The sequence below is a fragment of the Paenibacillus sp. JNUCC 35 genome, assembly GCF_058269095.1.
The window spans coordinates 327,724-354,547 of record NZ_CM177771.1 but is presented as its reverse complement, the minus strand read 5'-3'; the positions used below and the strand labels follow the sequence as shown (position 1 = coordinate 354,547).

25 protein-coding genes are annotated in these 26,824 nt (G+C 55.2%); 8 read left to right on the top strand and 17 right to left on the bottom strand.

Going from position 1 to position 26,824, the window contains the following annotated elements; genetic code table 11:
• Positions 1-81 precede the first annotated feature (81 nt).
• The 3 genes from AC2TF6_RS01705 to AC2TF6_RS01695 all read left to right on the top strand — a co-directional run bounded on the left by AC2TF6_RS01705 (position 82) and on the right by AC2TF6_RS01695 (position 4,162).
• Positions 82-528, top strand: a complete 447-nt coding sequence (locus AC2TF6_RS01705) for a MarR family winged helix-turn-helix transcriptional regulator (protein WP_491309712.1) — start codon at positions 82-84, stop codon at positions 526-528.
• A 90-nt stretch (positions 529-618) separates the two neighbouring features.
• Positions 619-2,295, top strand: coding sequence for an ABC transporter ATP-binding protein (locus AC2TF6_RS01700; RefSeq protein ID WP_491311736.1), 1,677 nt, complete (start codon positions 619-621; stop codon positions 2,293-2,295).
• A gap of 37 nt (positions 2,296-2,332) precedes the next feature.
• Complete coding sequence (locus AC2TF6_RS01695) at positions 2,333-4,162, top strand: ABC transporter ATP-binding protein (RefSeq protein WP_491311735.1); 1,830 nt, start codon at positions 2,333-2,335, stop codon at positions 4,160-4,162.
• A gap of 247 nt (positions 4,163-4,409) precedes the next feature.
• On the opposite strand, the gene AC2TF6_RS01690 is transcribed toward AC2TF6_RS01695, so the two are convergent.
• The gene (locus tag AC2TF6_RS01690) at positions 4,410-5,711 is read right to left on the bottom strand and encodes a hemolysin family protein (RefSeq protein WP_491309711.1); all 1,302 of its coding nucleotides are present in this window, start codon (positions 5,709-5,711) and stop codon (positions 4,410-4,412) included.
• Positions 5,712-5,920: 209 nt separating this feature from the next.
• Between AC2TF6_RS01690 and AC2TF6_RS01685 the strand changes: the two genes are divergently transcribed.
• Positions 5,921-6,505 (top strand): hypothetical protein, encoded by a 585-nt coding sequence (locus tag AC2TF6_RS01685; protein ID WP_491309710.1) that lies wholly within the window; start codon positions 5,921-5,923, stop codon positions 6,503-6,505.
• Between the two features lie 56 nt (positions 6,506-6,561).
• On the opposite strand, the gene AC2TF6_RS01680 is transcribed toward AC2TF6_RS01685, so the two are convergent.
• The 12 genes from AC2TF6_RS01680 to AC2TF6_RS01625 form a co-directional block, all read right to left on the bottom strand.
• Positions 6,562-9,747 carry an efflux RND transporter permease subunit gene (locus AC2TF6_RS01680; protein ID WP_491309709.1) on the bottom strand — a complete coding sequence of 1,062 codons (3,186 nt, stop codon included), beginning with the start codon at positions 9,745-9,747 and terminating at the stop codon, positions 6,562-6,564.
• The gene (locus tag AC2TF6_RS01675) at positions 9,744-10,211 is read right to left on the bottom strand and encodes a MarR family winged helix-turn-helix transcriptional regulator (RefSeq protein WP_491309708.1); all 468 of its coding nucleotides are present in this window, start codon (positions 10,209-10,211) and stop codon (positions 9,744-9,746) included. Before AC2TF6_RS01675 ends, AC2TF6_RS01680 begins: the two co-directional genes overlap by 4 nt.
• 269 nt (positions 10,212-10,480) lie before the next feature.
• Entirely contained in the window at positions 10,481-12,169 is a 1,689-nt protein-coding gene (locus AC2TF6_RS01670) for a glycerol-3-phosphate dehydrogenase/oxidase (RefSeq protein ID WP_491309707.1), read from the bottom strand.
• 165 nt (positions 12,170-12,334) lie between these two features.
• Positions 12,335-12,892: a glycerol-3-phosphate responsive antiterminator gene (locus AC2TF6_RS01665; RefSeq protein WP_491309706.1), complete on the bottom strand. Its 558-nt coding sequence runs from the start codon at positions 12,890-12,892 to the stop codon at positions 12,335-12,337.
• A gap of 24 nt (positions 12,893-12,916) precedes the next feature.
• Complete coding sequence (locus AC2TF6_RS01660; RefSeq protein WP_042231320.1) at positions 12,917-13,600, bottom strand: MgtC/SapB family protein; 684 nt, start codon at positions 13,598-13,600, stop codon at positions 12,917-12,919.
• A 7-nt stretch (positions 13,601-13,607) separates the two neighbouring features.
• On the bottom strand, positions 13,608-14,348 hold the full coding sequence (locus tag AC2TF6_RS01655; RefSeq protein WP_491309705.1) for a glycerophosphodiester phosphodiesterase: 741 nt from the start codon (positions 14,346-14,348) through the stop codon (positions 13,608-13,610).
• A 328-nt stretch (positions 14,349-14,676) separates the two neighbouring features.
• Positions 14,677-16,035: an ABC transporter substrate-binding protein gene (locus AC2TF6_RS01650; RefSeq protein ID WP_491309704.1), complete on the bottom strand. Its 1,359-nt coding sequence runs from the start codon at positions 16,033-16,035 to the stop codon at positions 14,677-14,679.
• A gap of 102 nt (positions 16,036-16,137) precedes the next feature.
• Positions 16,138-16,962: a carbohydrate ABC transporter permease gene (locus AC2TF6_RS01645; protein ID WP_042231327.1), complete on the bottom strand. Its 825-nt coding sequence runs from the start codon at positions 16,960-16,962 to the stop codon at positions 16,138-16,140.
• Entirely contained in the window at positions 16,959-17,864 is a 906-nt protein-coding gene (locus AC2TF6_RS01640; protein WP_491309703.1) for a carbohydrate ABC transporter permease, read from the bottom strand. The genes AC2TF6_RS01645 and AC2TF6_RS01640 overlap by 4 nt, the downstream gene beginning before the upstream one ends.
• A 363-nt stretch (positions 17,865-18,227) precedes the next feature.
• Positions 18,228-18,914 carry a DUF1129 family protein gene (locus AC2TF6_RS01635; RefSeq protein WP_491309702.1) on the bottom strand — a complete coding sequence of 229 codons (687 nt, stop codon included), beginning with the start codon at positions 18,912-18,914 and terminating at the stop codon, positions 18,228-18,230.
• Positions 18,911-19,258 carry a PadR family transcriptional regulator gene (locus tag AC2TF6_RS01630; protein ID WP_491309701.1) on the bottom strand — a complete coding sequence of 116 codons (348 nt, stop codon included), beginning with the start codon at positions 19,256-19,258 and terminating at the stop codon, positions 18,911-18,913. Before AC2TF6_RS01630 ends, AC2TF6_RS01635 begins: the two co-directional genes overlap by 4 nt.
• Before the next feature lie 132 nt (positions 19,259-19,390).
• Positions 19,391-19,801 carry a VOC family protein gene (locus AC2TF6_RS01625; RefSeq protein WP_491309700.1) on the bottom strand — a complete coding sequence of 137 codons (411 nt, stop codon included), beginning with the start codon at positions 19,799-19,801 and terminating at the stop codon, positions 19,391-19,393.
• A gap of 132 nt (positions 19,802-19,933) precedes the next feature.
• Here AC2TF6_RS01625 and AC2TF6_RS01620 point away from each other — a divergent pair, with 132 nt between their 5' ends.
• On the top strand, positions 19,934-20,320 hold the full coding sequence (locus tag AC2TF6_RS01620) for a hypothetical protein (RefSeq protein ID WP_491309699.1): 387 nt from the start codon (positions 19,934-19,936) through the stop codon (positions 20,318-20,320).
• 82 nt (positions 20,321-20,402) lie between these two features.
• On the opposite strand, the gene AC2TF6_RS01615 is transcribed toward AC2TF6_RS01620, so the two are convergent.
• The gene (locus tag AC2TF6_RS01615; RefSeq protein ID WP_491309698.1) at positions 20,403-21,173 is read right to left on the bottom strand and encodes an MBL fold metallo-hydrolase; all 771 of its coding nucleotides are present in this window, start codon (positions 21,171-21,173) and stop codon (positions 20,403-20,405) included.
• A gap of 145 nt (positions 21,174-21,318) precedes the next feature.
• Between AC2TF6_RS01615 and AC2TF6_RS01610 the strand changes: the two genes are divergently transcribed.
• On the top strand, positions 21,319-21,741 hold the full coding sequence (locus AC2TF6_RS01610) for an Lrp/AsnC family transcriptional regulator (protein WP_491309697.1): 423 nt from the start codon (positions 21,319-21,321) through the stop codon (positions 21,739-21,741).
• Between the two features lie 81 nt (positions 21,742-21,822).
• On the opposite strand, the gene AC2TF6_RS01605 is transcribed toward AC2TF6_RS01610, so the two are convergent.
• Complete coding sequence (locus AC2TF6_RS01605) at positions 21,823-22,023, bottom strand: cold-shock protein (RefSeq protein ID WP_016423690.1); 201 nt, start codon at positions 22,021-22,023, stop codon at positions 21,823-21,825.
• 310 nt (positions 22,024-22,333) lie between these two features.
• Here AC2TF6_RS01605 and AC2TF6_RS01600 point away from each other — a divergent pair, with 310 nt between their 5' ends.
• Together AC2TF6_RS01600 and AC2TF6_RS01595 are read left to right on the top strand one after the other, a co-directional pair.
• A complete protein-coding gene (locus AC2TF6_RS01600) occupies positions 22,334-22,591 on the top strand; it encodes a GlsB/YeaQ/YmgE family stress response membrane protein (RefSeq protein ID WP_009675854.1) in 258 nt (85 codons plus the stop codon).
• A 117-nt stretch (positions 22,592-22,708) separates the two neighbouring features.
• On the top strand, positions 22,709-23,179 hold the full coding sequence (locus AC2TF6_RS01595; protein ID WP_491309696.1) for a DUF4385 domain-containing protein: 471 nt from the start codon (positions 22,709-22,711) through the stop codon (positions 23,177-23,179).
• Positions 23,180-23,188: 9 nt separating this feature from the next.
• Here AC2TF6_RS01595 and AC2TF6_RS01590 read toward each other — a convergent pair whose 3' ends face one another.
• Both AC2TF6_RS01590 and lspA read right to left on the bottom strand, forming a co-directional pair.
• Positions 23,189-25,942, bottom strand: coding sequence for an ATP-dependent DNA helicase (locus AC2TF6_RS01590; protein ID WP_491309695.1), 2,754 nt, complete (start codon positions 25,940-25,942; stop codon positions 23,189-23,191).
• 331 nt (positions 25,943-26,273) lie between these two features.
• Positions 26,274-26,750 carry a signal peptidase II gene (gene lspA, locus AC2TF6_RS01585; protein ID WP_491309694.1) on the bottom strand — a complete coding sequence of 159 codons (477 nt, stop codon included), beginning with the start codon at positions 26,748-26,750 and terminating at the stop codon, positions 26,274-26,276.
• Positions 26,751-26,824: the final 74 nt, after the last annotated feature.

Below are 26,824 nucleotides of genomic sequence, written 5' to 3'. Positions count from 1 at the left end.
TCTGTCCATTGACCCGTTTCGGAAATGGCCGTACACTAATCATTAGCCGACTAACTAATAAAGGAAGGAACAGAAGCCATCATGGATATTTACCAATCGGATTCCATCATGCAGATCTTGTCTCGGGTATTCAAGCTTCACCGCCGTCACCTGCACGAGCTGCTGCAGAATTACGAGGTTTACCCGGGGCAGCCGCCTCTGCTGATCCGCTTGTCCGAGAGAGACGGCCAGAGCCAGCACGAACTGGCCGCTCAAATGCGCGTAAAGCCCGCCACGCTTACCGTCATGATTACCCGGATGGAGAAAACCGGACTTCTCCGGCGCGGAGCCGACAGCAAGGACCAACGGGTATCGCGTGTCTATCTGACCGATAAAGGGCATCAGGCAACGACCGCCGTGAAAAAAGCCCTCCGCGAAATCGAGGAAACGTGCCTGAAGGGCTTTCTGACGGAAGAGAAGCTTCTTTTCCGCCGCCTTCTGCTCCAAATGTATGAAAACTTGAAAGATATCGAGGAACAATTCGATTAGCCGGCAAATTAAAAGGAGGTGACCGCTCTGTTAGCTTTGAGCCGATATTTAAAACCTTACTGGAAAGCGGCCGTTCTCGCTCCGCTTCTGATGCTTCTTGAAGTCTACATGGACCTGCTCCAGCCCAAGCTGATGGCCGACATCGTAAATCAAGGCGTAGCGGACGGGGATCTCGCCACGATACGAAACACCGGGCTGCTTATGCTCGGCGTGGCGTTGATCGGACTGATCGGCGGGGCCGGATGCACCGTATACTCCAGCATCGCCTCGCAAAATTTCGGCGCCGATCTGCGGGACGATCTTTTCCGGAAAACCCAGACATTCTCTTTCCGGAATCTGGACAAGTTCAAATCGGGGTCGCTCATTACGCGGCTGACCGGAGACATCGTGCAGGTCCAGACCCTGGTTCAGATGACCCTGCGGGTCCTCGTCAGGGCGCCTTTTCTCGCCATAGGCGGCGTCATTATGTCGTTTATGCTGAATCCGCGGCTTGCTTTGATTCTGGCCGCGGCCATTCCCGTTCTTTTTCTCGTGCTGTATTTGCTCATCCGCGTGTCCCAGCCCCTCTTCTTAAAGGTTCAGGAAAAACTCGACCGGGTGAATACGGTCCTCCAGGAAAATCTGAGCGGAATCCGTGTGGTGAAGGCTTTCGTACGTTCCGATTTCGAGCGCAAACGCTTCGGCGAAGCAAACCGGGATTTCACGGATATCGCCCTGAAGGCGGCGCGGACGATCGCTTTGAACGCCCCTATTATGACGTTCATCATGAACGTCAGTCTGGTAGCCGTGCTCTGGTACGGCGGCGCCCAGACTTGGAATCTTTCTTTTCCCGTGGGAGACCTTATCGCCTTTCTCAACTATGTAACCCAGGTTCTCACTTCCCTGCTTACCGTAGGCATGATGATGATGTTTGTTACGAGAGCGAGAGCTTCCGCAGGGCGTATCAATGAAGTGCTCGAAGCAGAGCCGGAAATCGCGGACAAACCGGGCGCTTCCGCCAATGCCATCGGTGCGGGCCGTATCGTCTTCGACCGCGTTTCTTTCGCTTACGACGAAGACGGCAAAGAGCTTGCCCTGAGAGACATCAGCTTCACGGTCGAACCGGGCCAAACGCTGGCCATTCTGGGCGCGACGGGTTCCGGCAAAACCTCCCTCGTCCATCTCATTCCGCGGTTGTACGACCCGGCGGCCGGACGTGTCCTTATTGACGGAACTGACGTGAAGGACATCGCTCTGGCGCACCTGCGCAGCCGTGTAGGCATGGTCCTCCAGCAGGCCATCCTGTTCAGCGGCACCATCCGCGAGAATATTTCCTACGGCAGGCCGGATGCCACACAGGAGGAAATCGAAGCGGCAGCCCGCGCAGCCGAGATTCATGCGTTTATCGCCGGTCTGCCGGAAGGCTATGATACCCTGCTCGGCCAGAGAGGCGTCAATCTCTCCGGGGGCCAGAAGCAGCGCATCTCGATCGCCCGCGCCCTGCTGGTCCGGCCGGCGGTCCTCATCCTCGACGATTCCACGAGCGCGGTGGACCTGGCGACCGAAGCCCGCATCCAGCAGGCGCTGAAAGAGCGGATGGCGCACAGTACGTGCCTGCTTATCGCACAGCGCATCTCGTCGGTCGTCGACGCCGATCAGATTCTTGTGCTGGAAGACGGCCGTATCGCCGCCAGGGGCACGCACGCCGAGCTTCTGGCGGGAAGCCCCGTTTACCGGGACATTTACAAATCCCAACAGGGAAGGGAGGAAGTCATCCATGGCGCATAAACCCCAAGACAACGGTTCCTCCGCACCGGAACCCCCGATGGGCTTAGGCGGTCCTGCCGGCCGGGGTCCGGGTCCCGGGGGCCCGCGCATGACGCAGAAAGTACGCGCCAAGAACACGGGCGCTACGCTCGGCAGGCTGAGCCGGTACCTCGGACGCCAGCGCAAGGGACTGGCCGCGGTCGTCCTGCTGACCGTGCTCAGTGCCGGTGCCGGGCTGATCGCCCCTTACCTGCTCGGACGGGCCGTCGATGACTACATTCTCCCGCGGGATTACGGCGGCCTTCTGAAACTCTGCCTTCTTCTGCTTGGCATTTATCTGTTCAGCTCCGTAATGACCTGGTTTCAGACGTACGTTATGGCCGCCGTCTCTCAACGCACGGTGCAGAATCTGCGCCATGACTTATTCGCCCATCTGCAGAAGCTGCCGCTGAATTTCTTCGACAGCCGGACTCACGGAGAGCTGATGAGCCGCACGACCAACGATATCGAGAACGTCTCGAACACGTTAAATCAAAGTGTCATTCAGCTCATGACCAGCGTGATTACGATTGCAGGCTCGCTTGTGCTTATGCTGACCATGAACATCTGGCTCACGCTGGTCACGCTTCTTTCCGTGCCGGTGACCATTTATTTAACCGGACAGATCTCCAGGCGGACCCGCACTCATTTCAAGGGCCAGCAGAAAAGCCTGGGCGAGCTGAACGGATTTATCCAGGAAACGATATCGGGCCAGAAAGTGGTTCAAGTGCTGCGCCGGGAACGCCAGACAGCCGCCCGGTTCAAGGAGATCAACGCCGAGCTGCGGGAAGCCGGGACGAAGGCTCAGATCTATTCGGGTATGGTAGGCCCCTTCAACAACGTGGTCAACAACTTCAGCTTCGCTCTTATCGCTGCAATCGGCGGATGGCTCGTGATCAGCGGCTGGACGACTCTCGGGGTCATTGTCAGCTTCCTGAATTATTCCAAGCAGTTCACGCGCCCGATCAACGATCTGGCGAATCAGTATAATCTGATCCAGTCCGGGATTGCCGGTGCCGAGCGGGTATTCGAAGTGCTCGATGCGACAACGGAGTATCCGGACACCCCGCAGCAGAAAAAGGACAACTCCGCTGACGGCCGGCCTTTGAATGTGGCGGGAGAAGTTGTTTTCGAGGATGTCTCCTTCTCTTACAAGCCGGGTTCCCCTATTCTTACGGATATCTCTTTTACCGCGAAGCCGGGGGATACGATTGCTCTCGTGGGACCGACCGGAGCCGGCAAAACGACCATCGTCAACCTGCTCACCCGGTTCTATGAGATTGACGGAGGGGAGATCCGGATCGACGGAACCGATATCCGGGAGCTCGACAAGGACAGCCTCCGCGGCCAGCTCGGTATCGTTCTCCAGGACGCCTACCTGTTCTCGGATACACTCCGCGAGAACATCCGGTACGGGCGGCTGGACGCCACCGACGAGGAAGTAGAGGCTGCGGCCAGACTGGCGAACGCCGACAGCTTCATCCGCAAGCTTCCTCAAGGCTACGGCACGCTGATGTCCTCCGAGGGCGGCAATCTCAGCCACGGCCAGCGGCAGCTGATCACGATTGCCCGCGCCATTCTCGCCGATCCGGCCGTGCTCGTTCTGGACGAAGCTACCAGCAGCGTCGATACCCGGACGGAGATGCATATCCAGGAGGCGATGAACCTGCTGATGAAAGGGCGGACCAGCTTCGTCATTGCGCACCGTCTCAGTACGATACGCGACGCCGATCTTATCCTCGTCCTGAACGGAGGAAAGATTCTCGAACGCGGAACGCACGAAGAGCTTTTGGCCGCCAGAGGGTTCTATTACGAGCTGTACAGCAGCCAATTCCGCGACGTGGTGTAACCCGCAAGCACGACAAAAAAACCTCCGGCTCACTTATGGAAGTGAGACCGGAGGTTTTTTGCGGGGCCATGTAAACAATAAAAAGCCCCCGCAGCCGCGGTCATTCTCGTCCCCTCATGGGGTACTGGAATGATGGCGGCCGTGGAGGCCGGTCTATGCTTCCATGCAGCAATCCAACTCTTTACGCAAGCCCTTAATCGGCAGCTGAATGCTTTCAGGCATGTATCGGTTAAAGTCTGACTTGCCGTTAATCGTCTATACGCACCACTTCGAGCTTCAGGTACCGGTTCTTCTCCCGCTCCAGCACCGTGAACTTCACGTTCTCGTAGGTCAGGGATTCTCCTTCGGAAAGGTCGTCGCGGTGACCGTACAGCCATCCGCCGATAGTATCCCATCTTTCGGTTTCAAGCTCCACAAGCAGTCGGTCGTTCACGATAGGAATGGACACTTTACCGTCCAATACGAGGTGCCCCTCGCCTTTTACCAGAATCTCCGGCTCTTCCTTCATATCGAATTCGTCACGGATTTCGCCGACGATTTCCTCCAGAATGTCCTCGATGGTAACCATACCCGAGGTGCCGCCGTATTCATCGATAAGAATCGCGATATGCGTGCCTTCCTTCTGCATCCTTTTCAAGAGCGCATTGACGGGAATGACCTCGGAAACCGCCATAACCGGCTGAATCAGCGTGGTGACATCAAGCTCCTCGTCATCCTCGTAAGCCAGGAAGAATTTCTTCGTGTTCACAATCCCGATCACGTTATCCTTGCTCTCTTCGACAACGGGAAAACGGGTATACTGCTGTTCTTTGATAATCGCCAGGTTCTCTTCCCGGGATTTATTCGCGTACAGACAGATCATATCGGTGCGGGGCACCATAATATCTTTGGCGAGCATATTGTCAAAAGCAAAGATCCGGCTGACGTAGCCGTACTCGGCCTGGTTAATTTTACCGCTTTCAAAACTTTCGTTAATAATAATCTGAAGCTCTTCTTCCGAGTGCGCTTCTTCATGCTCCGTTGCCGGCTTAATGCCGAATAGCTTGACAAGCTGGTTGGCGGAACCGTTCAGCACCCAGATAAAAGGATACATGACTTTGTTAAACCAGATGATCGGACGTGCGGTAAGCAGCGCCACAGCCTCTGTTTTGCGGATAGCAATTGTTTTCGGAGCCAATTCGCCGATTACGACGTGAAGGAAGGTGATAATAATGAAGGCGATAAGAAACGAAAGCAGTCCGGTTAACGATTCGTGCAGATGCAAGGATTCGAAAACGGGATGTAAAATTTTCTCCACCGTCGGTTCACCCAACCAGCCTAAACCCAGAGACGTAATGGTAATGCCGAGCTGACACGCGGACAAATATCCGTCCAGATTGGTAAGCACCTGCTTCACGGCCCTCGCGTTGCTTTTGCCTTCGGCGATCAGCTGATCCACCCGGCTGCCCCGGAGCCGTACGACGGCGAATTCCACTGCCACGAAAAACGCGGAGAGTCCAATCAATAAGGCAATCATAAAAAGGTTTAACAAATAACTGTCACTTTCCATTTCGGTAATCTACTCCCTTAATATAAAGATAACCATTCCTTACGTGGACTCCAGCCTTATGGTTTCATTTCTCGGGCCTAAAAAAACAGATTTTTTTCTCCAATATATTGAAGACCGGAAGCTGGACAAAACCTTCTGGAAAGTTATAGGATGAATAGGAATGACTTCAAGATAGAGAAACGTTATTTCGATAAAGGATTGGTTTAAAGATGAAAAAACAGGTTTTTATGCTGACCTCTGCGCTTATTCTGCTTGCGGGCTGCGATAGCCCGGGCACGGGAGAGAAAATTGAAACCGCGGGGGCTCCGGTTTCTACAGCCGTAACGTCCTCGTCCGGGACGGGCGAAACGTCTGCACCCGTTACGCCCTCATCCCGCATTGCAGGCACTTCTGCGCCCACCCCAACGCCCGTGGAGCTTCCATCCGTCACCCCGGTGTCTTCTATCCCGGCGAAGCCTCCGACTCAAGAGGAAAAGGGCAAGTCCGGAACACTTGCAGACGCGAGCGGATCTATTGCCGGCGATGGTATGACGGCCTTCGATTTTAAAGCCGGGGACGGCTTTCAGTTTTATCTGGAGAACAAAGGCACCCAACGCCTGTTTTATCGCGTGAACTATCCAAGCGGACAAAATCAGGTAGAAAAGACGATTCTTCAACCCGGAGAGTCCCATTCTTTTACTTATCAAAAAAGCAGTCCGGACCTGCCGGTACACGGGGTCTATACGGTGCATATGCACAACGATGACGGATCGAGCATTGACTACGCGCTGGTCGTGCGTATCTTAAATCTATAAAAAACCTCCGGCTCGCTTCAATAAAGCGAATCCGGAGGTTCTTTGCATTCCTTAGGTTAATGCAAGCTGTGTGAAGCCGAATCGGCGCTGTAAGAAGCGTCTTCTCCGCGTTCTTTGCGGCCCATAAACGGCCACCAGTTGGCCGGTCCGAACATCCGCACCATGACCGGGATAAACAGCGGCAGCATGATGAGCGCGTACAGGAACAGTCCGCACAGCACAATCGTGGCGATCTGCAGCAGGGACATGACGCCCGAAGGCAGCATGGCCGCAAAGGTTCCGCCCAGGATGAGGGCGGCGGACATAATGACCGTCCCCATGTTTTTCATCGCTTCCAGAATCGCCTGCTGCGGGGACAGATGGCGGTATTCTTTGAACCGGTCCATGAGGAAAATGCTGTAGTCGATTCCGAGCGCCATCAGCATCACGAAACCGAAGAACGGAACGGCCCAGGAAATCCCGGAGTATCCGAGCATCCGTACGAAAATCACTTCCGTAATCGCCATGGACGTGTAATACGTCAGCAGGAGCGAAAGAATCAGATAGATCGGAATGACAATCGAACGGAACAAGACGATCAATATAAGCGCAATCCCGATCAGCATGAGCATCGCGGTACGCGAGTAATCCGCTGCGGAGATGTTTTTCAAGTCGTTGTTCATGCTCGTAACACCGTCTACGGCATAAGTCGCATTCTGGAGCGGAGTGCCTTTAACGGCGCGTTCCACGGCTGCCGTAAGCTCGCCGGACTGCTCCAGCGTCTCGACTTCGTACGGGTTGCCTTCGAAGATGACTTCGAACTTCGCGATCTTGCGGTCCTTGGACATGTACGCATCCAGCGAAGGCTGGAAGTCCGCTCCGGAGATGACGTCCTGCGGCATAAACCAGCCGCTGATCTGCTTGTTCGGCGCGGCCGACAGCTCCTTCAGGTAGTCCTGAGCGGATTTCAGGCCGCCGGATACCTGCGACAAGCCGTTTACGCTCTTGTCGAGGCCGCCCGTCAGCTCGCCGAGCTGGCCGTTCAGTTGGGCGAAGCCCTGCTGAAGCTCTTTCTGCCCGCTGCTCAGCTTGTCGAAGCCCTTGGTCAGCTCGGGCAGCTTCGCGACGATCTGGCCCTGGCCGTCGGCCGCCTGATCGATGCCGGCCTGCAGCTTGGCGATGCCATCGGAGAGCTGAGCCAGCCCCTGCGCGAGTGCGGCCTGCCCGGCGGCGGCTTTCTCGAAGCCCGCGTTGGCCTGCTGAAGGCCCTGGCTGGCACCGGCAAGCTGCTGGTTCAGCTGCTTCAGCCCTTCGCCGAGCTGCGCCGCGCCCGTCTGAAGCTGGGTCACCGCGCCCTGCGTCTTGAGGAAGTCGGGGTCCGACTTCAGCTCGGGGTACTTCTGCGCGAGACCGCTCAGCCCCTGGCCGACATCGCCGAGCCCTTGGGCCAGGCCGGAAGCCTGCGAGGCGACGTCGCCGTAAGCTTGGGTCAGCTGGCCGAGGCCGCCGCCGACCTGCTTGTAACCAGCAAGCAGGTCACTGCTCGCCGCCGCGAGCTGATCCGCGCTTGCCTTGGCCTGCGCGAGCCCCGCGCGGAGCTCTCCCGCACCGGCGGAACCGCTGCGCAGGCCCGCCTCGAGACGCTCCAGCCCGTCGCCGAGCTGCACAACGCCCGTCTTGAGGGCGTTCGTGCCGTCCACGAGCTGCTTCGCGCCGCTCACGGCCTCGTTGAGCTTAGGCGCATTGGCGCTTAGCGCGCCGCTCGCTTCGGAGAGACCTTTGCCGATCTCTCCGAGGCCGTCGCCGCTTTGGCCGATGCCGCCCTCAAGCTTGTCGACCTGGGTGGCTACCTGCAGATCGTCAAGCGCTTCTCCCGTCGGGCGGGTTACGCTGCGGACGTTCTTGACGCCGTCTACCTTCGCCAGCTCGCGCGTGATCTGCTCGACGGCCGCCAGCCCTTCCGAGTTGTCGAGCGGCTTGTCGGTTTTCACGACGACGGTCGAAGGAAGCGTATCTCCGGGGCCGAAGCTGGAGGAGATCAGGTTAAACGCTTTGACCGAATCGTATTTCTCCCCGATTTCATCCAGGGAGTTAAACGAGGTCGATCCCTTGTACGCGACCAGGAAAGGGACGATAATGACCGCGAGAATCACTAGGGACCAAAGCGGTTTTTTTAACGAAAAAGAACCTACGGCGCCCCACAGGCGGCTCGGTTTATGCTCCAGGGAGCCTTTGGCCGGCCAGAAAATCACTTTGCCCAGAACGGCCATAAAGAACGGCACGAGCGTGACCAGCGCAAGCAGCATCACGGCTACGCCGACCGCAACGGCAACCGCCGACCGGTACAGGACGAAGGTCGAGAGGCCGATGGAAGCGAACCCGACCAGGACCGCCAGACCCGAGAAAAATACGGTCCGTCCCGCCGTCCGGTACGTGGCGAGAATCGCCTCCGTTTTATCTCCCGAATGGGCAAGCTCTTCCTTAAACCGGGAAATGAGCAGAATGCAATAGTCGGTCCCGATCCCGAATAAGACGGCGACCAGGAATATCTGCGTAAAGTTCGACAGCGGAAAATCCGCATATTTCACAAGAAAAGCCACGACGGATTGCGAGACCAGGTAGCTGAAGCCCACCGTCAAAAGCGGAATAAAAGGCGCTACCGCCGAGCGGAATACGACAAAGAGGATGGCCAGAATGAAAATAACGGTGATGTACTCCGTTTTCTTAAGCCCATCCTGCGAGCTTGCCATGACATCCTCCTGGATCAGCCAGTTTCCGGTGAAATAGTGCTCCACCTTAACGTCGGAAACCGTGCCGTACAGCGCATCGCGGATTTCTTTGGCTTCCCGGCCGTCTTTGGCCGTATTCACCAGCACGAGCACGGTTTTCCCGTCCGCGGATACCATCTGCTTTTCCAGTTCCTTCTTGTCAAAATGCGTCATCACGTTGCTAACGCCCGCGGAATCCTTGGCGTTCTTGAGCTTGTCGACTCCCCGCTTGACTTCGTCAAGCTGAGCTTGGGTCAGTTTCTCCGTGCCGTGAAAGACCAGCACCGATGATTGTTCCCCTTCGGCTTCCGGAGAGCCTTTCTTCATTTCCTCGATCAGTTTGGACGCCTTCGTGGAAGAATACCCTTCCGGTACGGTAATCTGACCTTTCTCCCGGACCAGCGATTCCATGTTCGGCGCAGTGAGCATCAGCCCCGCCGCTACGGCGATCCACAGCACCAATACGAGCCATCTGAGCTTCAGTACGGTTCTCATCCCTTGTGTCTGCTCCCCTCATCCGGCTGCTGGACCAAAACGTCCGCCAGTTTCTCAAAGGTCTCTATAAACGTTATTGCTTCCTGCCCGTCAAAATGTTTAATCACGCCGGCCAACAATTCCTGAATGCGAAGCCGCATTTCGTTCACGGCCGCGGTTCCCTTGTCCGTCAGCGCCAAATAAGTCACTCTGCGGTCCTTGTCGTCCGGCATCCGGGCAATAAGCTCCTTGTCGACAAGACGGGTGATAATCGCCGTAATGGAGCTCTTTCCGACGCAAAAAATTTCCGCCAGCTCAGAGGAGGTGCATTGGCCCCGGCTCTGCAAATAACGGAGGGTGGCGTACTGCTCCTGCGTCAGCTCCTCCGGCATCCGGTCCTTGATCATAGCGTTGAGCCGCCGGTTCACCGTAAAAATCGTGCTTTCGTAACGGTCGATAATCTGTGATAGTAATGTTTCGTCCATAATAGCCCCTTTCGATGCTCCTGATGTGCCTTCTATATAGTTCTATTATCATATAGTTCTACTATAGAATTATTCAATGAGGGAACTATAACAAATATTGCCTGGGCCGTCAACAAAACAAAAGCCCGGTGAAAGGACGGCCCCGGGTGTCTCCTTTATTTTAGCCAAGCAAAAAAAGACTCCTCGACCGAAAGGCAGCTATCGTCCGATAGGCCTTTCGTCAAGGAATCTCTCCTACTTTTATTTCATCCGCTCAATCTCATCTACCGCTATCCGCGTACAAGCTCGGGAGTTTTCTCGTCAATCGGCACAGTCGCGTCATGCAGATCCCGCTCCAGCTCCGCCGTATAAGCGGCGCGCTGCTCTTCCGTCCAGTTGAACCGGGATGCCATGTAATGGATCACCGGTTCTTTCCAGGCTCTCACCCACTTGATGTTGAAAAACACCGCGCCCGTCCGGCGGACGAAGAAGTCCGAAGGCTTGACGGTCATTTCCTGCTCGATGGAATATACGAGCGAACCGAACAGCGAGGCCGGCATCCGGAACATCTCCGCTTCTCCCCGCTTCGTTTCTATCAGACGATACACCTTGTCGATGTTGGAGCCGTAGCGCTGGGCAAGCAGACGGGCTTCCATCACCGTCAGCCCGATCTTCTGCCCGTCCGCGACTTTCTGCTCCACGAACTGCGGGTAACGGGCGGAGCCGCCTACATCGCCGCCCGAGATGGGCAGCGTTCTCGTCTGGGATTCGGACACCTGAATGCCGCCCTCTTCCTGAAGCTGGCGGACGACCAGGTCCACGACGGTTTCGGCCATTTTCCGGTACCCGGTCAGTTTACCGCCCGCAATGGAGATCAAGCCGGAGTCCGAAACGAAAATTTCGTCCTTGCGCGAGATCTCCGACGGGTCCTTGCCCTCCTGGTGAATGAGCGGCCGGAGACCGGCCCAGCTGGATTCGACGTCCTGCTCGGTCAGCCGGAGGCTCGGGAACATCTCGTTGGCCGCACGGATGATATACGTCCGGTCTTCCGTGGTCATGACCGGATGAGCGATATCCTCCTTATAGTTCGTATCAGTCGTGCCGATGTAAGTTTTGCCGTCTCTCGGAATGGCGAACAGCATCCGGCCGTCCGGCGTATCGAAGTAAATCGCCTGCCGCAGCGGGAACCGCTCCCCGTCGAAGACAAGGTGGACGCCTTTCGTCAGACGGAGCGTCTTCCCTTTCTTCGAGCCGTCGCGCTCGCGGAGAGTGTCCACCCACGGTCCGGCCGCATTGACGATCCGCTTCGCCCGGATCAGGTGCGTTTCGCCGGACAGCTGATCGGCCACGCGCACGCCGGTCACCCGTCCGTTCTCGTACTCGAAAGCTTCCACTTTCGCATAAGACACGGCCTGCACGCCGAACTCGACGGCTTTCTTCATCACTTCGATCGTCAGCCGCGCATCGTCCGTGCGGTATTCGACGTAGTAGCCGCCGCCCTTCAGATGCTTCTCCTTGAGCAGCGGCTCTTTATCCAGCGTTTCCTGCGGGCTCAGCATGCTGCGGCGCTCGCTCTTCTTCACGCCGGCCAGGAAATCGTACACCCGCAGGCCGATGGACGTCGAGAAAGCCCCGAACGTTCCGCCCTGATAGAAGGGCAGCAGCATCCATTCGGGCGTCGTTACATGCGGGCCGTTCTCGTATACGATGGCCCGCTCCTTGCCGACTTCCGCCACAACCTTGACTTCCAGCTGCTTCAGGTAACGCAGCCCTCCGTGGACAAGCTTGGTCGAGCGGCTCGACGTGCCCTGCGCGAAGTCCTGCATATCGACCAGCGCCGTTTTCAGTCCCCGGGACTGGGCATCGAGTGCAATCCCCGCGCCCGTAATGCCTCCGCCGATCACGAGCACGTCAAATATCCGGTCTTCCATTCTCCATAGGCTTTCTTTTCTTGTATCTCCCGAAAAAGCTGTTTCCATGTTGCTCTCCCCTCTGAGATAAACAAAAAAACCACAAACATGCCGGCTACGTCCTGGACGTAACGGCTGTCGTGGTTTCTCCTGATCTCCAACCAAATGTATGAACTTATGTGATCATTTTACCATATTCCATCCGAACTTGAAAGCAATACGGCCAAAACGGGCTCACGCCTGATAGTGTTTCCAGAGCGAGCTGTCTGAGGTCGTTACGGCCGTGGCGCCCGCCTCCAGCGCGTTCTCGACATCGCTTACGGTCCGGATCAAGCCCCCAGCAACGATAGGGATGCCGGTAGCTTCGCCGACCTCCTTGATGATGTGGGGCATGACTCCCGGGAGGACTTCGATGTAATCCGGCTTCGTCCTCCCCAGAAGCGTGTAGCTTTTGCGAAGGGCGCTGGAGTCGAGGAGAAAGAGCCGCTGGATCGCCAGCAGTCCGTTCTCTTTCGTCTTCATGATGACGCTCGCACGCGTCGAAATCAGCCCGGTGGGCTTGATGTATTGGCAGAGGTACTCCGTCGCGTACTCGTCGTTCTTCAGCCCCTCCACAAGATCCACATGCAGAAGCGGCTTTTTGCCGTGGGATTTCGCCAGGTCCACAAGGCTTTTCAGCATGCCGATATGGCAGTCGAGCAGCACGATGTACTGGAACGGAGACGTCAGCAGCTTCTCCAGATCCTTGATTTTGCGAACAGCGGGCAGAACCCTCTGGTTGTTAAACGACATGGGCTTAACTCCTTTACTGCGGACTTACGAGCTGATCGTTTCGACCTCAACGGCCACCACATCCGTGATGTGCTTGATCTTGGAATAAATGACCGTGGTCCGGTGCTTCTCCGGCGCGGAGACGACCAGTTGGATTTGCCTCAGTTCGTCCTTCAAGTCCTTGATTTTGATGTGCTTCACTTTCAGGAACTCCTGATGAAGCTCGTCGATGACGTAGGACAGGTCGGCGCTGGGGCTTACAATGATGAGAATGGCCAGGTTCCGCTCGCTCAGCTTGCGGGGCCCGAACCATTTGAAGAAGAGCGGAATCAGGTTGATCGCCATAATGATCAGCACGACCGCCGTAGCCGCTTCCTTGTAAAAACCCGCGCCCGCGGCGATGCCGAGCGCCGAAGCCGCCCATACCATCGCCGCGGTGGTCAGGCCGGAAATGATCTCGTTGCTGCGCCGCAGAATAACCCCGGCGCCGATAAAACCGACGCCGCTGATGATCTGCGCGGCCAGACGCATCGGGTCCATAGTCGTCGTCCCGGGAATGGCATACTTATGGACGGATTCGATAGACACGATGGTGATAAGACAGCTGGCCACCGAGATGACCATGCTCGTTTTGAGACCAAGCGGTTTATGCTTGAGCTGGCGGTCAATCCCGATAAAGGCACCGAGGATGAGCGCCATAAAAAGCTTTTGAAGAAAAATGTAACTCATGCTGTACTCACTCCGCCGCTCCGCCTTGGAGCCATTCTTTCAACCGTCCGGGAAAATCGGTGATGATCCCCGATACCCTTTTCTCGTTCAATTCCTTAAAATCATGAATCTCGTTCGCTGTGTACGGATAGACTTTCAGACCGTTCTCCACCGCTTTCGCGACGTCTTCCGCGTCAATCGCACGAAAGTGCGGATGCAGGGAATAAACCTCCACATCGAAGCTTCGCGCGTACGCGGTCGGGTCCAGCAGGTTGTTGGCATACAGCAGGCCGATTTTCGCCTTGGGCTCGATCAGCTTGAGCCGTCTGACGCTTTTGTGATCGAAGGAAGAAGTCACAACGTTGTCGATCCGCCCGCGTTCGCTCAGAAAGTCCGCCAGCTTCTGTTCCATGCCGTTGCCGGGCGCCTTAATCTCGATATTGATCATGACCGAGGCGGGCACCAGGTCGAAGACTTCCGCCAGCATAGGCACTTTCTCCCCTTTGTAAGCTTCCGAGTACCAGGAGCCGGCGTCGGCTTCTTTAATCTCGGCCAGCGTTTTCTCCGCGACGGCTCCCTTTCTGTCCGTGGTCCGGTCCAACGTATGGTCGTGGATAACGATCAGTTCCCCGTCGGCAGACAGATGGACGTCAAGCTCAATGCCTTCACAGCCCTGCTCAAGTCCCAGCTTGAAAGCGCCGAGCGTATTTTCGGGCGACATGCCTTTGGCCCCGCGATGCGCGATAATCATCGGTTTGTTTGCTGTCATGATAATTCCCTACTCCCTCCGAAGCGTCGTTGTGATGGAATCTGTGGACGTAATCCGCCGTCTTCCTAAGTGTACTTCTCTTTCCCGGATAAAATATCCTCTCGCGGGCAATTCCATACGGCTTTACAAAATCGTTAAGTCCTTTACGGCGAATAGAAAAAACACATAAGCCACCTGTCGCTAGACAAGCAACTTATGTGAGTCTCTTAGTCTCCGTCACATAGTATTAACTTGTACCCTATCATAGTTCGGTCCGCTTCATCTGTCAACGGATTTCCGGCCTATTTTTAACAAAGAAATGGAAATCTACCGGACGTTATCCCTTCTTTTATTTGACGGTTTTGTTGTACTTCTCGATCTTCGACGTGATATCCCTCGCGGCCGCATCCAAGGCGTCCTTCGGAGACTTCTTGTTGTTCAGCACTTCCTCGATCGCCCCTTCGACAATCTGTCTGGCTTCCGGGAATACGCCCATGACGGCGCCCTGAGTAGCCGTGTTCAGCTTCGTCTGGTGGAGCTGGTCGACAGCGGTCTGGAACTGCGGGAAACTTTTCAAGTTGTCTTTGACGCTCTGCTCGTCGTACGCCTTCTTCGTGATCGGGAAGTAGCCGGTGTTGATGTGCCAGTACGCCTGCTCTTTAGGCGAAGTCAGGAACTTGATGAAGTCCCAGGTCGCTTTCTGCTCGTCGTCCGCACGGTCGTTCATGATCCACAGGCTCGCTCCGCCTACAACGACGCCTCCGTCTTTGGCGTTGGCCGGTTTCGGCAGGAAGCCGGTTCCGACTTCGAACTTGCCTTTGGAGCTGTCCACAAGACCCTTCAGGACTGCCGTGGAATCGAGAATCATGCCGACTTGGCCGGCGGAGAAAGCTTTCTTGGAGTCGTCCGTTTTACGGCCCAGGTTGTTCATCGCTTTGCCGTCCACCATGCTCTTCCACCAGGTCAGCGTCTGGACGCCCGCTTCGGAATTGACGAGCGACTGGGTCGCCATCTCTTTGCGGCCGTTGCCGTTGTTGATATATTCCGCTCCCTGATTGGCGAAAAACTGCTCCATAAACCAGCCGTAAATCGCGAAGTTACCGCCGGTCGCCTTGCCCGTTTTCGAAATGGCTTCGGCCGCTTTCTGGAACTCTTCGTAGGTGGCTGGCGGCTTTTCCGGGTCGAGTCCGGCCGCTTTAAACAAGTCCTTATTATAGTAGAGAACCGGATTGGACGTGTTGAACGGCATGGAGAACAGCTTGTCGTTAAACGTGTAGTAGCCGGTGATATTCGGCTCCAGCTGCGTCAGATCGTATTTGTCCGCATCTATGAAATTTTGCATAGGGGTAACCATCTTGGAGTCGATCATGAAGCGGCTTCCGATTTCGTACATTTGAACGACGGAAGGGCCTTCTTTCGTACCCATCGAAGCTTTCAGTTTGCTGAGCAGGTCGTCATAGGAGCCTTGGAATACCGCTTCCACTTTAATTTTGTCTTGGGAAGCGTTGTAATCGGCCACGAGCTGGTCGACGACTTTCGTGTTGGCTCCGCCCATGGCGTGCCAGAAAACAACTTTCTTCGGTCCGCTGCCGGAGCCGCTGTCCTTGCTTCCTTTGTCGCCCGTACCGGCGGTGTCCGATCCGCCGCAGCCGGCGGAGACGAGCATAACAGCCGTCAATAAAGAAGCAGCCATCCCTTTTTTATTCATAGCTATTTCTTCCCCCTAGTTAAACAAGATTGGTTTGGTTTATTTATGAATTATCCGCCGCCGGAAGACCGGCGGCAGATCAGACATCAGAGTGAAGCTCCGTCAGCCTTTGACCGCACCGGCCGTAATGCCCCTTACGAGCTGCTTGACGCCCAGCGCGAGCAGCAGGAAAGACGGCAGGAGGACGATGGTGATTCCCGCGAGAATCATGTTCCACGACATGACTTCCGCATGCTGGAGCATGGCGACGCCGATTTGAACGGTCCGCATGGACACCTTGTTCGTGATAAGCAAAGGCCAAAGGTAGCTGTTCCAGTGCGTCAGGAACTCATAGACGGCAAGCGTGGACAAAGCCGGCTTGGAGAGCGGCAGCACGATGGAGAAGAAGTTCCGCCAGTGTCCGCATCCGTCGATCTTCGCCGCATCGAACAATTCGTGCGGCAGCTGGAGGAAAAACTGGCGGAGCAGGAACACGCCGAAGGCCGCCGCCATGAAAGGCACGATCAGGCCCGGGTAGCTGTCCATCCATCCCCAAGACTTGATCGTCAGGTAGTTCGGGATGATGGTGACTTCCCACGGGATCATCATGGTGGCCAGGAAAACCATGAACAGGGCATTTTTTCCCGTGAAATTCAGAAAAGAGAACGCGTAAGCCGCCATGGCGGACGTAATAACCTGACTGACCATAATCGCCGACGACACGATAAAGCTGTTCAGAATGAACTGAAAGACCGGGACGTTGTCGATTGCGGCTTTAAAATTCCCCCAGTAAAGCTGGCTCGGCACAAGCGCCGGCGGGAATTTGGAAACCTCCTGCTCCGTCATGAACGAAGAGAAGACCGTGAACAGAAGCGGGTACAGGACCACTAGGGCCAGCACGATAAGAAGCAGGTAGAGCAGCGTGTTGTTCAGTCTCCGTGCGATCATTGATAATGCACCTTCTTTTCCAGAACCGTAAACTGCAGAACGGTCAATATCAGAATGATAAAGAAGAGAATGAGCGCCTCGGCGCTTCCCGTTCCGAAACGGAAGTTGACGAAGGCTTCCTGGTAGATGGAGTATACGACCACATTCGTCGAGCCCATCGGTCCGCCTTTAGTCAGGATGTTGATTTGTCCGAACGCCTGGAACGCTCCGATCACCGATACGATAAGAGCGAAGAACAGCGTCGGGGACAACAGCGGCAGAACGATCTGGATGAAGGTGCGCACCGGACCCGAGCCGTCGATTTTGGCGCTCTCGTAAATTTCCTCCGGCACTCCCTGCATGCCGCTGGACAGGACGATAAAGAGGAAGCCCATGTTCATCCAGACGGTCATGAGGGAAACGGAGACCAGCGCCCACGCGGGATCGGTCAGCCACGGGATGGCCTGAATATGAACCAGGCTCAGGAAGTAGTTGAGCATGCCGGCCGTAGGGTGAAACAGCAGCAGCCAGATGATCGAGCCCGTACCTACCGAAATGACGAGAGGCAGGGAAAACACGAACTGGAAAATCTTCATCCCTTTCAGCTTGTTGTGTGTAATGGCCGCCAGGAGCAGAGCCCAGATGATACTAGTCGGCACGGTATATAAAATAAAGAGCAGCGTCACTTTCAGATCCGAATAAAACTGGCCCGACTGGAACAAATCGACGAAGTTATCAAACCATACAAATTCGGCTACACGCCCCCTCGGATCGGTGAGCGTCATACTCAGGTAAACCGATCTCAGCATCGGGTAGAACAAAAAGGTGGCGAAAATAATCAGGGACGGCGCCAGAAAGAAATACGCAAGCGCGTTTTCCCGCCATCTTTTCTTTTTTGATAAAACGCTTTCATGACTTGGCAAGCGGCATACCCCTCTCTCTCAATCGTGCTCTGTACCCTACCCGTCCGGAGGTTCATCTGCAGCTTGAACCGGTTCCCGGCTTCACCGATGAAAGTTCTCTTTGAAGGAGCGCATCAGGTAAAAACGACGGATAGCCATTATAATTTGACAGAAAAAAAATTCACATAAATTGCGAGGCCTCTTAGACCTTGCAACTTACGTGAATCTCCGGTTCTCCGTCACAAATTATTAACTTATTTCATATCATAAGCGGTAAAATCGGTTATGTCAACGCTTACAGACCATTTTTTTACTAAGAAAAAAACGGAATCATCCTTTAGAATGATGACTCCGTTACGGTTTATTTCATCCTGAGAACGGAATCTATCCCGCAGCCCCCATTCCTCTCCTTTTTCCCCTGCCACCAAACATCACTTTCTGTCCGGCATATCCGGCCGCAAAAATCAGCAAAGAAATCCAGGGCGATACGGTAAAGACAGGCAGGTAAGGCTTTAAAAGCAACCCGGCAGCAGTCACCGCTCCGATACTTACGATGTACAGCAGCAGGAAAAGCAGACGAAATTTACGCTCGCTCCCGTTAAAGGCGGTTTTATTCATCAGAGCAAGAACCACCTTCACCACAAGGATAGAGTCAACGGCGGCAATAAACAGAAAAGCCGGGCTGACTTCGTTCATTCGCCCGATCCCGGCACCCGCCATTATCGTTAAAAAGCCGGTAACGGCGTAGGCCAGGAACATCCAGGTAAGGGTGATCCAGGGGATCATAACAACCATGCGGAACCGCTCCGCTCGTCCCCGAGAAGGCAGCTGGGAAACAAGATCCTTACAGTATTCGAGAGGATCGGTTCCGAATACGACGCGGGCGCTGCGTCCTTCCTTCTGCGCCTGCAGCAAGTGCTGAAGCATTTCAAGGAGCAGTTCTTCCCCCTGTCTCTCATCGATATCGCTCGTGCGGATATAAACAAGCATGCCTCCGTAGTACTTTTTATTTTCCTCATTGAGCTGCTGCTGCAGCTTGGCATTTTCAGCACTCATTTGACTTGTATTCATCGAGATTGCCCTCCTTCTAAAATGTGATCCACACTCCGCTTCATTGCGCTCCAGTTGTCATGGAACTGAGCCAGCACCTCCCCGCCCGCTTTCGTAAGCCGGTAATATTTCCTTGGAGGGCCTCCGGAACGCCTGTCGGCCTTCATATAGCCCTCAATCCATTTCTCCTTCTGCATGCGGAGCAGCAGCGGATAAATGCTTCCTTCGCTGACATAGTCGAATCCGCTTTCCTGAAGCTTCCGGGACAGTTCGTAACCGTAGACTTCATTCTGCGAGATGATTGCGAGAATACACCCCTCCAGGATCCCCTTTAACATCTGTGTGTACGTAGAAATGTAAATCATCCCCTCAATCCGCACTTATTCATTTGTGCTTCTAACTTGCATTACAATGTAGTAACCAAGAAAGAAAACAAGGAGTCTTTATCGATAACTACCTTGTTATATAAGTTAGTCTAGCTGACTTTGGTTTTCCTGTCAAGCCTCAACCTGATTAATCGCAGACTCCGTCGCAATCTGCCAGCGGACGCCGTAGGCATCCTCGATCCTGCCGAACATCGTGCCCCAGAACATCCTCTGCAGAGGCATCAGGACTTTGCCGCCCTCCGAAAGTGCGCCGAAGACCTGCTCCGCTTCGGCATCGGTGCCGAATTCAAGCGTAAGGTCCAGTCCGCTGCCCCTCTCTACCCCATCGCCATCCGCCATGTAGAACGTTAGCCCGCACGCCTGTAGCACCAGATGCATCACCCGGTCGCGGTCCTGCCCGTATTGGACGGGTGCATCCCCGAAAGTTTGAATGCTCACAATTTCCCCTTGGAGGGCCCGGGCATAAAACTCTCCCTGCTCCCTCGCATTTTCACTGTACAAATACGGTCGTAAAACAGCCATCGGAATTTCTCCTTCGCGGTTTATTCGAGCCTGACATTCGCAAATTTTACTGGTTCAACTTTTATCGCCCTTATCGCGGGCGATTACGACAAGCGGACGATCCTCCGCAGCGCCGGCGGAGCCGTGCTCCTTTTGTACATCGCTTCGACCATTCCGATCGCCGCCATCACCCACGGGGCCCATAAAATCGACGAGTCGATGCGTTCGGAGCTCGACCGACATTACCGGGAACGGATGAGCAAGTCCGAGGTCCGGGAAGATATCGACCGTCTGGCCGTTGCCGCGAGCGCTTTTTCCGAAGACGACTCTTACGATATCCGGGTATATGTCGGAAATTACAGCTCCTCGTATACATTCCAGGGCAGCCTGACCTTCACTACCTATGATGCCCAAGGACAAGTCGTTCATGAAAAATCGTATGACAACGTCATAATCACACCCGGCGAGAAAAAAAAGCTCGACAACTACTACACGTCGGACACACTCGTTACATACCGGTATACCTTTACCGCCCGGTAGCGGGCCCTAACCGTCGGCAGGAGAAGCAGCGGCAAAAGAAAAACAAAGCATGCCCCGGTTTTAAGACCCGGGCATGCTTTGTTTAGTTGGTCGCGGCTCCCGCGGCCTCGAGCCACTGCCCGTCCGCCGGAACGTCGGTCCGTTCCGACAGCCCCTCCTCCTCCAGGCGCGCAAGAAGAGCCTCGCGCGTCAGGAGGCAGTGATTGATCGCCTCCATGTGCACGGCGATCACCCGCGTTTGCGGCGCTTTGCGGCAAACGGCGACCACATCGTCGGCCGTCATCGTGATCGGATCGCCGGCCGTGAAAAGGGCCCCGCCTGCGTTCACGACCGTTACCGCAGGCCGATGCCTCTCCAGCGCCTCCGCCACTTCGGCGCAGTAGATCGTATCGCCGGCGATATAGACCGCCGGCTCTCCTTCCGCGCGGAGCACGAAGCCCGACACCGGACCCATGGCTGCGCCGATGTCGCCGGTTCCGTGCTGGCCGGATGTACGCGCGATGCGCAGACCGCGCCAGGCCGTCTCCTCCTCTACGGCCGATACGGCCGTGAAGCCCTGCTCCGCAAGCGGCTCCGCGTCCCCCGGCTGGCACAGGACGGGCGTTCCCTTGGGCAGCCTTCCGGCGGCCTCCGCGTCCCAGTGATCAGGGTGCAGATGCGTGATCAGCACCAGGTCCGGCTCCAGCAGCTCTTCCACGGGTACCGGAAGCGGCACGAGCGGGTTGCGTCGGTCGTTGGCCGTGTTCGGGATCGGCGGGTTGGCCCCGGCTCCGCTCAGCATCGGATCCACGAGAATGCGCCGGCCTCCGTATTCCAGCCACAGCGTTGCGTTGCGTATCAAACGGATTTTCATAAAATCGCCTCCATAAGTACCAATATCTTTTTAAAAAAGGATTTGATACAATTTTATAAAAAGAGGAGCGGCTCCGGAAAGAACCCCGTGAAAGATCTGAGGTTGTCCCTTTTTCACCATGAAAGTATTCGGAAGGCGGATGGACATGTTCAGCATTGATGAGACGGATCACAAGATTTTGCAGTGCCTTCTGGAGGAGGCGACCCGCTCGAATAAAGAGATCGGCCTCAAGGTTCATTTGACCGGCCAGGCGGTAGGAGCAAGAATACGGAAGCTGGAAGACTGGGGCATTATCGAGGGACGGACCCTCAAGTGGAATCCGGAAAAGCTCGGCCTTACGGTGCACGCCATGGTCACGGTATTTCTGAAATCCCAAAACGCCCACGGTGATCTGCAAACGTTCGCCTCCCGCGACTCCCGCATTCTGGAAGCCCACCGTGTCAGCGGAGAGGGCTGTTACTGGCTGCGTGTGCAGGTCGGAAGCAACGAGGATCTCAATGCCTTCCTCGACGATTTGTTGAAGTACGGCAATTATAAAGTCAGTTTATCCATCGGCAAAATCAAATAAGAGCCCCATCATTTCCCGGGATAAAACAAAGAAGCTGTCCACAACATAAGGTTGTGAACAGCTTCTTTCGTTTAGCTGAAATTACAGCTTAACAACGTTCTCAGCTTGCGGTCCGCGGTTGCCTTGAACTACGTTGAACTCAACGCGTTGGCCTTCGTCCAGGGACTTGAAGCCTTCGCCTTGGATTGCGGAGAAGTGTACGAATACATCGTTGCCGCCTTCAACTTCGATAAAACCAAAGCCTTTTTCAGCGTTGAACCATTTAACTGTACCAGTTTGCATGTGTGGTACCTCCTAGAAATTAAATTTAACATGTTCTTTTTACTCTTGAAGCAAATAAAAATTCACATATTATAAAAGGCTCCATCTCACAAATGATAACCCTTTATAATAAGTGAATTCCAGGTTTCAAATACTCGATTGACTTCATCTTACCATAGGCAATTTCCAAGTGCAAGTTATTTTCCAATTCTTTTAGGAAAACAATTTTCGTGGTAACTTTTGCAAACCTGATTAAAGAAAAAGCAATGAGGTTAATACTAAGCAACCAGGTAACACAAACTAAAACATAAACATTTAGGAGGTAATCTAGATGAGTTTCTTATGGTCATTAATTATCGGTGGTATCATCGGTTGGTTAGCCGGCATGATTATCGGTAAAGATATTCCCGGCGGCATTATCGGCAACATTATCGCAGGTTTCTTGGGCGCATGGCTCGGCGGTCTGCTGCTTGGCAACTGGGGTCCTGAAGTCGGAGGATTCTACTTCTTCCCTGCTTTGATCGGTGGTATCGTACTGGTATTCATCGTCAGCCTGATCCTGCGTTCTATGGGAAGCAAACGGGCTTAACCCTAAGCTAACCTGACTTACAGGGTAAAAAAGACTACGCGAAACACTCGCGTGGTCTTTTTTTGTGCTTTTACCTCAAGCCCAATCTATCCAAAGATATCGGAAGGAGCGTCCCTCATGGCTAAAAAATTCGACTATTCGCTGGATTACGAGCATCTGGACCTCCGTAAAAAACCGGAGCTGTACACCGTAGGCCGCGGAGAACAAGGCGTCCTGCTCGTCGAGCCCTATAAGAGCGAGATTTTGCCGCACTGGCGGTTTAAAACGCCGGAAATCGCGAAGGAATCTTCCGGGAAAATTTATGACCTGTTTCTGGATTATAAAAAATCAGGTGATTTTATCGGAATGGACATGGCGAGAAAATTTCTCCAGATGGGCTATACGCGCGCCAGGCGTTACACGAACCACAAGGGAGGCCGGAAATATTCCCAAGAAGACGGTTCGATCCTGCCCTACCAGAACGATCCCGTAAAAGCGGAGTCCGCCGCTATATTTAAAGCTCAATGGGAAATCGCGAAGAAGGACGAAGACTATATCCGCATGAAGAAAGAACACCAGGATAAATACGAGAAGAATGCTGACAAATAGTCTAAAAAGCTAATGAGCCCGTTCATTCTTCTGACCGGGGATCGTAAAATGCCGCCACTCTGGCGGGAGAAGAGACTGGTAGCGCCTTTGCAGGAAGCGGTCGTCGATCAGGACCAGCGTTCCATAGTCGTTCTCCGTCCGGATCAGACGGCCGCCGGCCTGCATGACTTTATTCATGCCCGGGAATACATACGCGTAATCGAAGCCGCTTCGGCCGTCCCGGTCAAAATGCTCTTTGATCAAATTCCGCTCCGGCCCTACCTGGGGTAGCCCTACACCCACCACGACCACGCCCGTAAGCCGGTCGCCCCTCAGGTCGATGCCTTCGGAGAAAATCCCGCCCATGACGGCAAAGCCGATCAGAGTGCGGGAAGAGTCCGCCCGGAAGGATGCGAGAAAGGATTCCCGCTCCTCCTCCGGCATCGACGGCTGCTGGACCAGGATGCGCAGCATGCGGCTTCCGCGGTCCCCGCTTCCGGCTTCATCGCCGGAGCCGCCGGTACTCGCTCCCTCCGCTAGGATAGACCCGCCGCCGCTCTCATCCGAAGCCGGCAGCCGGTCTTGAAGCAAGATTTCCACCGCTTCGAAAAGGCTTTTTTCGGGTGCGCCGCCGGCAATTCCACCGGTATCATCCACGGTGAGCTCCGTTCGGGTTCCCGTATCGGTTGAGGCATCGGTTTCCATGCCCGCTAAAGCGCCGATGGACAGTCCGGTTCCGGGGCCGTTGTTTAAGCCGGCTTCCGAACCGCCGCTTATTAAATCATCAGCCAAGCCGGCTTTTACCGTACCCGTCACGCCGGCCTCTATGCCGTCTCCGGAAGCAGTCCCCGAAGCCGCTTCTGTGCCGCCCGCTTCTCCGTTAACCGCTGCGCCGGATTGCGGCCCCCTCTCCTGTTCCAGGAAAAGAGTGGCCACCTCCCGCATGTATTCGTAAGAAGGGAAGAAGACGAGATAATTGCCCGGTTTCTCGCGGACGAGCTTTCCCAGAAGCCGCGAGATCGGCAGCTTGGTCTTGTCCCGGTCCTTGTAGCGGGTGGAAAGCGGCTCGATCCATACATCGAGCTGCTCCTGCCGGAACGGCCACGGAATCGCCACCGTGTAATCGTCCTCTCCGCCGCCCAGCATATCCATGTAGTAGGAAAAAGGCGACAGTGTGGCGGAGAAGAACACATGCGCCCGATACCCTTTCCCCATCTGCGCCAGCAGCGCGGAAGGGTCCAGGCAGAGCAGCTTGAGCCGCACATCGCTGCGCTGCACCTCGGCGAGAGTCACATACCGCTCGTCGTAATACTTCGCCGTGCGCAGAAAGCTCTGCACCGCGAAGTAGGTGTCGAGCAGAAGCTCCTGCGCCTCGCCGCCCTGCCCGGGAGCGGAGAGCTCCCGCTCCGCCTGCTGCGCGAACGCCTCCAGCAGGACCGGCAGCTCTTCCGCCACTTCCCGGAGCACGAAGCTTCCGCCGCTGCCCTGTTCCTTGCGGAAGGCGATGAAATAGTCGTTCACGGCCTTGGCCGCGGCTTCCACGGCGGAGTTCCGCCCCTTGAAATCCCTTTTCAGCTGCAGAAAAGGGGCTTTCGTCAACTCGGCGGAAAACATCTCTCTGCCGCGGTCCACAAGATTGTGCGCCTCGTCGATCAGAAGCGCCGTCTGCTTTTTCACTTCCTCCGGAAGCCGCTTGAGATATACTTTAGGGTCGAAAATATAATTGTAGTCGCAGATAACCGCGTCGGCCGCATAAGCCGCATCAAGCGAAAACTCGAACGGACACACTTTGTGCTTGCGCGCGTATTTCTCGATGACGCTCCGGTTCATCAGCTTTTCATGGGACAGCATGTCCAGGACAGCCCCGTTCACCCGGTCATAATACCCGTCGGCAAACTCGCACATTTCCTTCCTGCAATCCACCTCTTCACGGAAACAAATCTTGTCTTTCGCCGTCAGCGTGACGGTACGCATATGAAGACCCCGTTCGATCATGAGGGAAAAAGCTTCCTCCGCGGCCGTACGCGTCAGCGTCTTCGCCGTCAGATAAAAAATCCGCTGGAGCAGTCCTTCACCCACCGCTTTAACGGACGGAAAAAGGGTCGAAATGGTTTTGCCCGTGCCGGTAGGCGCATTCGCGAACAGCTTGTGGCCGTCTTTGATCGTTTTGTAGACCGATCCGGCGAACTGCCGCTGTCCTTCCCGGTAGGCCGGATAGGGAAAGGGCAGCTCCCTGATGCTGGCGTCCCGTTCCCGGCGGTTCTGCAGCTGCATGGCCGCGTAAGGAGCATAAAGACGCACGGCTTCCAGCACGGCGGCCTCCATTTCGTTATAGGAATATTCCCTGACGTACCGCTGCTGTTCCTCCGTCCCGACCTGGACATACGTCAGCTGGACTTTCATGTGGTCCCTACCGTTCTGCCGCGCATACATATAGGCGTAACAGACCGCCTGGGCCCAGTGAACGGGATGGCGGTTTTCCTCCACAAGCCGGGGATCGCCCGTCGAAGATTTGATCTCGTCAATCGTAACCTCACCGCCGTCATCATCGAAAAGCAGCCCGTCGCAGCGGCCCTCCAGCATAAATACCATCCCGTCTAAGAGGATTTCCGTTTGCAGGAAAACTTCTTTCTGGTCGCTGTCCCCGTAAGTTTTCTGCACCTTCTGATGGGCCTTGGTTCCTTCGGTTAATGCCGTGGCGGTCCGGAAGCCGGATTCGATACTGCCGCTCCGGTAAGCATATTCCACCAGAGTACGGACTGAAATTCTTACTTCACCGCTCATTCCCTCACCGCCCTTTTTTATAAATACCCGTTCCGCGAACGTTCGTTCTATCTGCCGATTATATCATCCTCCGGATTATTTCCCAACCATAGGAAACCGGGAGGAACTGAGAGACGAACATTGTCTGATTCAAGACCTTTAGACAAAACACCAAACCCTGTTCGTAAAAAAAGACTCCTCCGCAGACCGGAAAAGTCTTTATACACCTTCATTATTGACGACGATAATTGCCTTGAAAAGAGCGGCCGCACCTGCAAATCCCGGTGATGTTACAAAACCTCTGTTTTGCGGAACCCTGCCGTGAGAAAAATCAAACGAAAAGCAGACCGGGTCACCCCTGCTCTTCCCCGGCGGCGAGCGGGTTCTGCTTTTTCCGGTAGTAGTCCAGAATGCCCCCGATCAGGAAAAGAACAACGCCGATGTTAATCGCGATATCGGCCAGATTCAGAATGCCCCCGCCGGGACGGAATTCAAGAAAATCCGTCACTTTGCCGAACCAGAAACGGTCGATGGCATTTCCCGCTGCGCCTCCCGTCAGAAATCCCATGCTCGCATCCATCAGCGGGCCCTGGATTTCCCCTTTGCGGCGATAGTAAAGCACAATGGCGATGAACACAACCGCCAGTACGGCAAATACGCGCGCGTATCCCTGAAACCTGCTTCCGGCCATCCCGCTGTTCTCATAATGCGTAAGCGCCATGCTCCCCCAGAACGGAACGGATTCCCCGACCGCCATCGTGGCGCGGATCAAAGCTTTCGCAAACTGGTCGACAGCTGCAACCAAGGCGGCAGTGAAATAAAACAGCATAACAGCTCTCTCCTTCCGATTGGCAAGCTTTCGATCCTTAACGGCGTAAATTGTTCCACAAGGAACATTTTCGC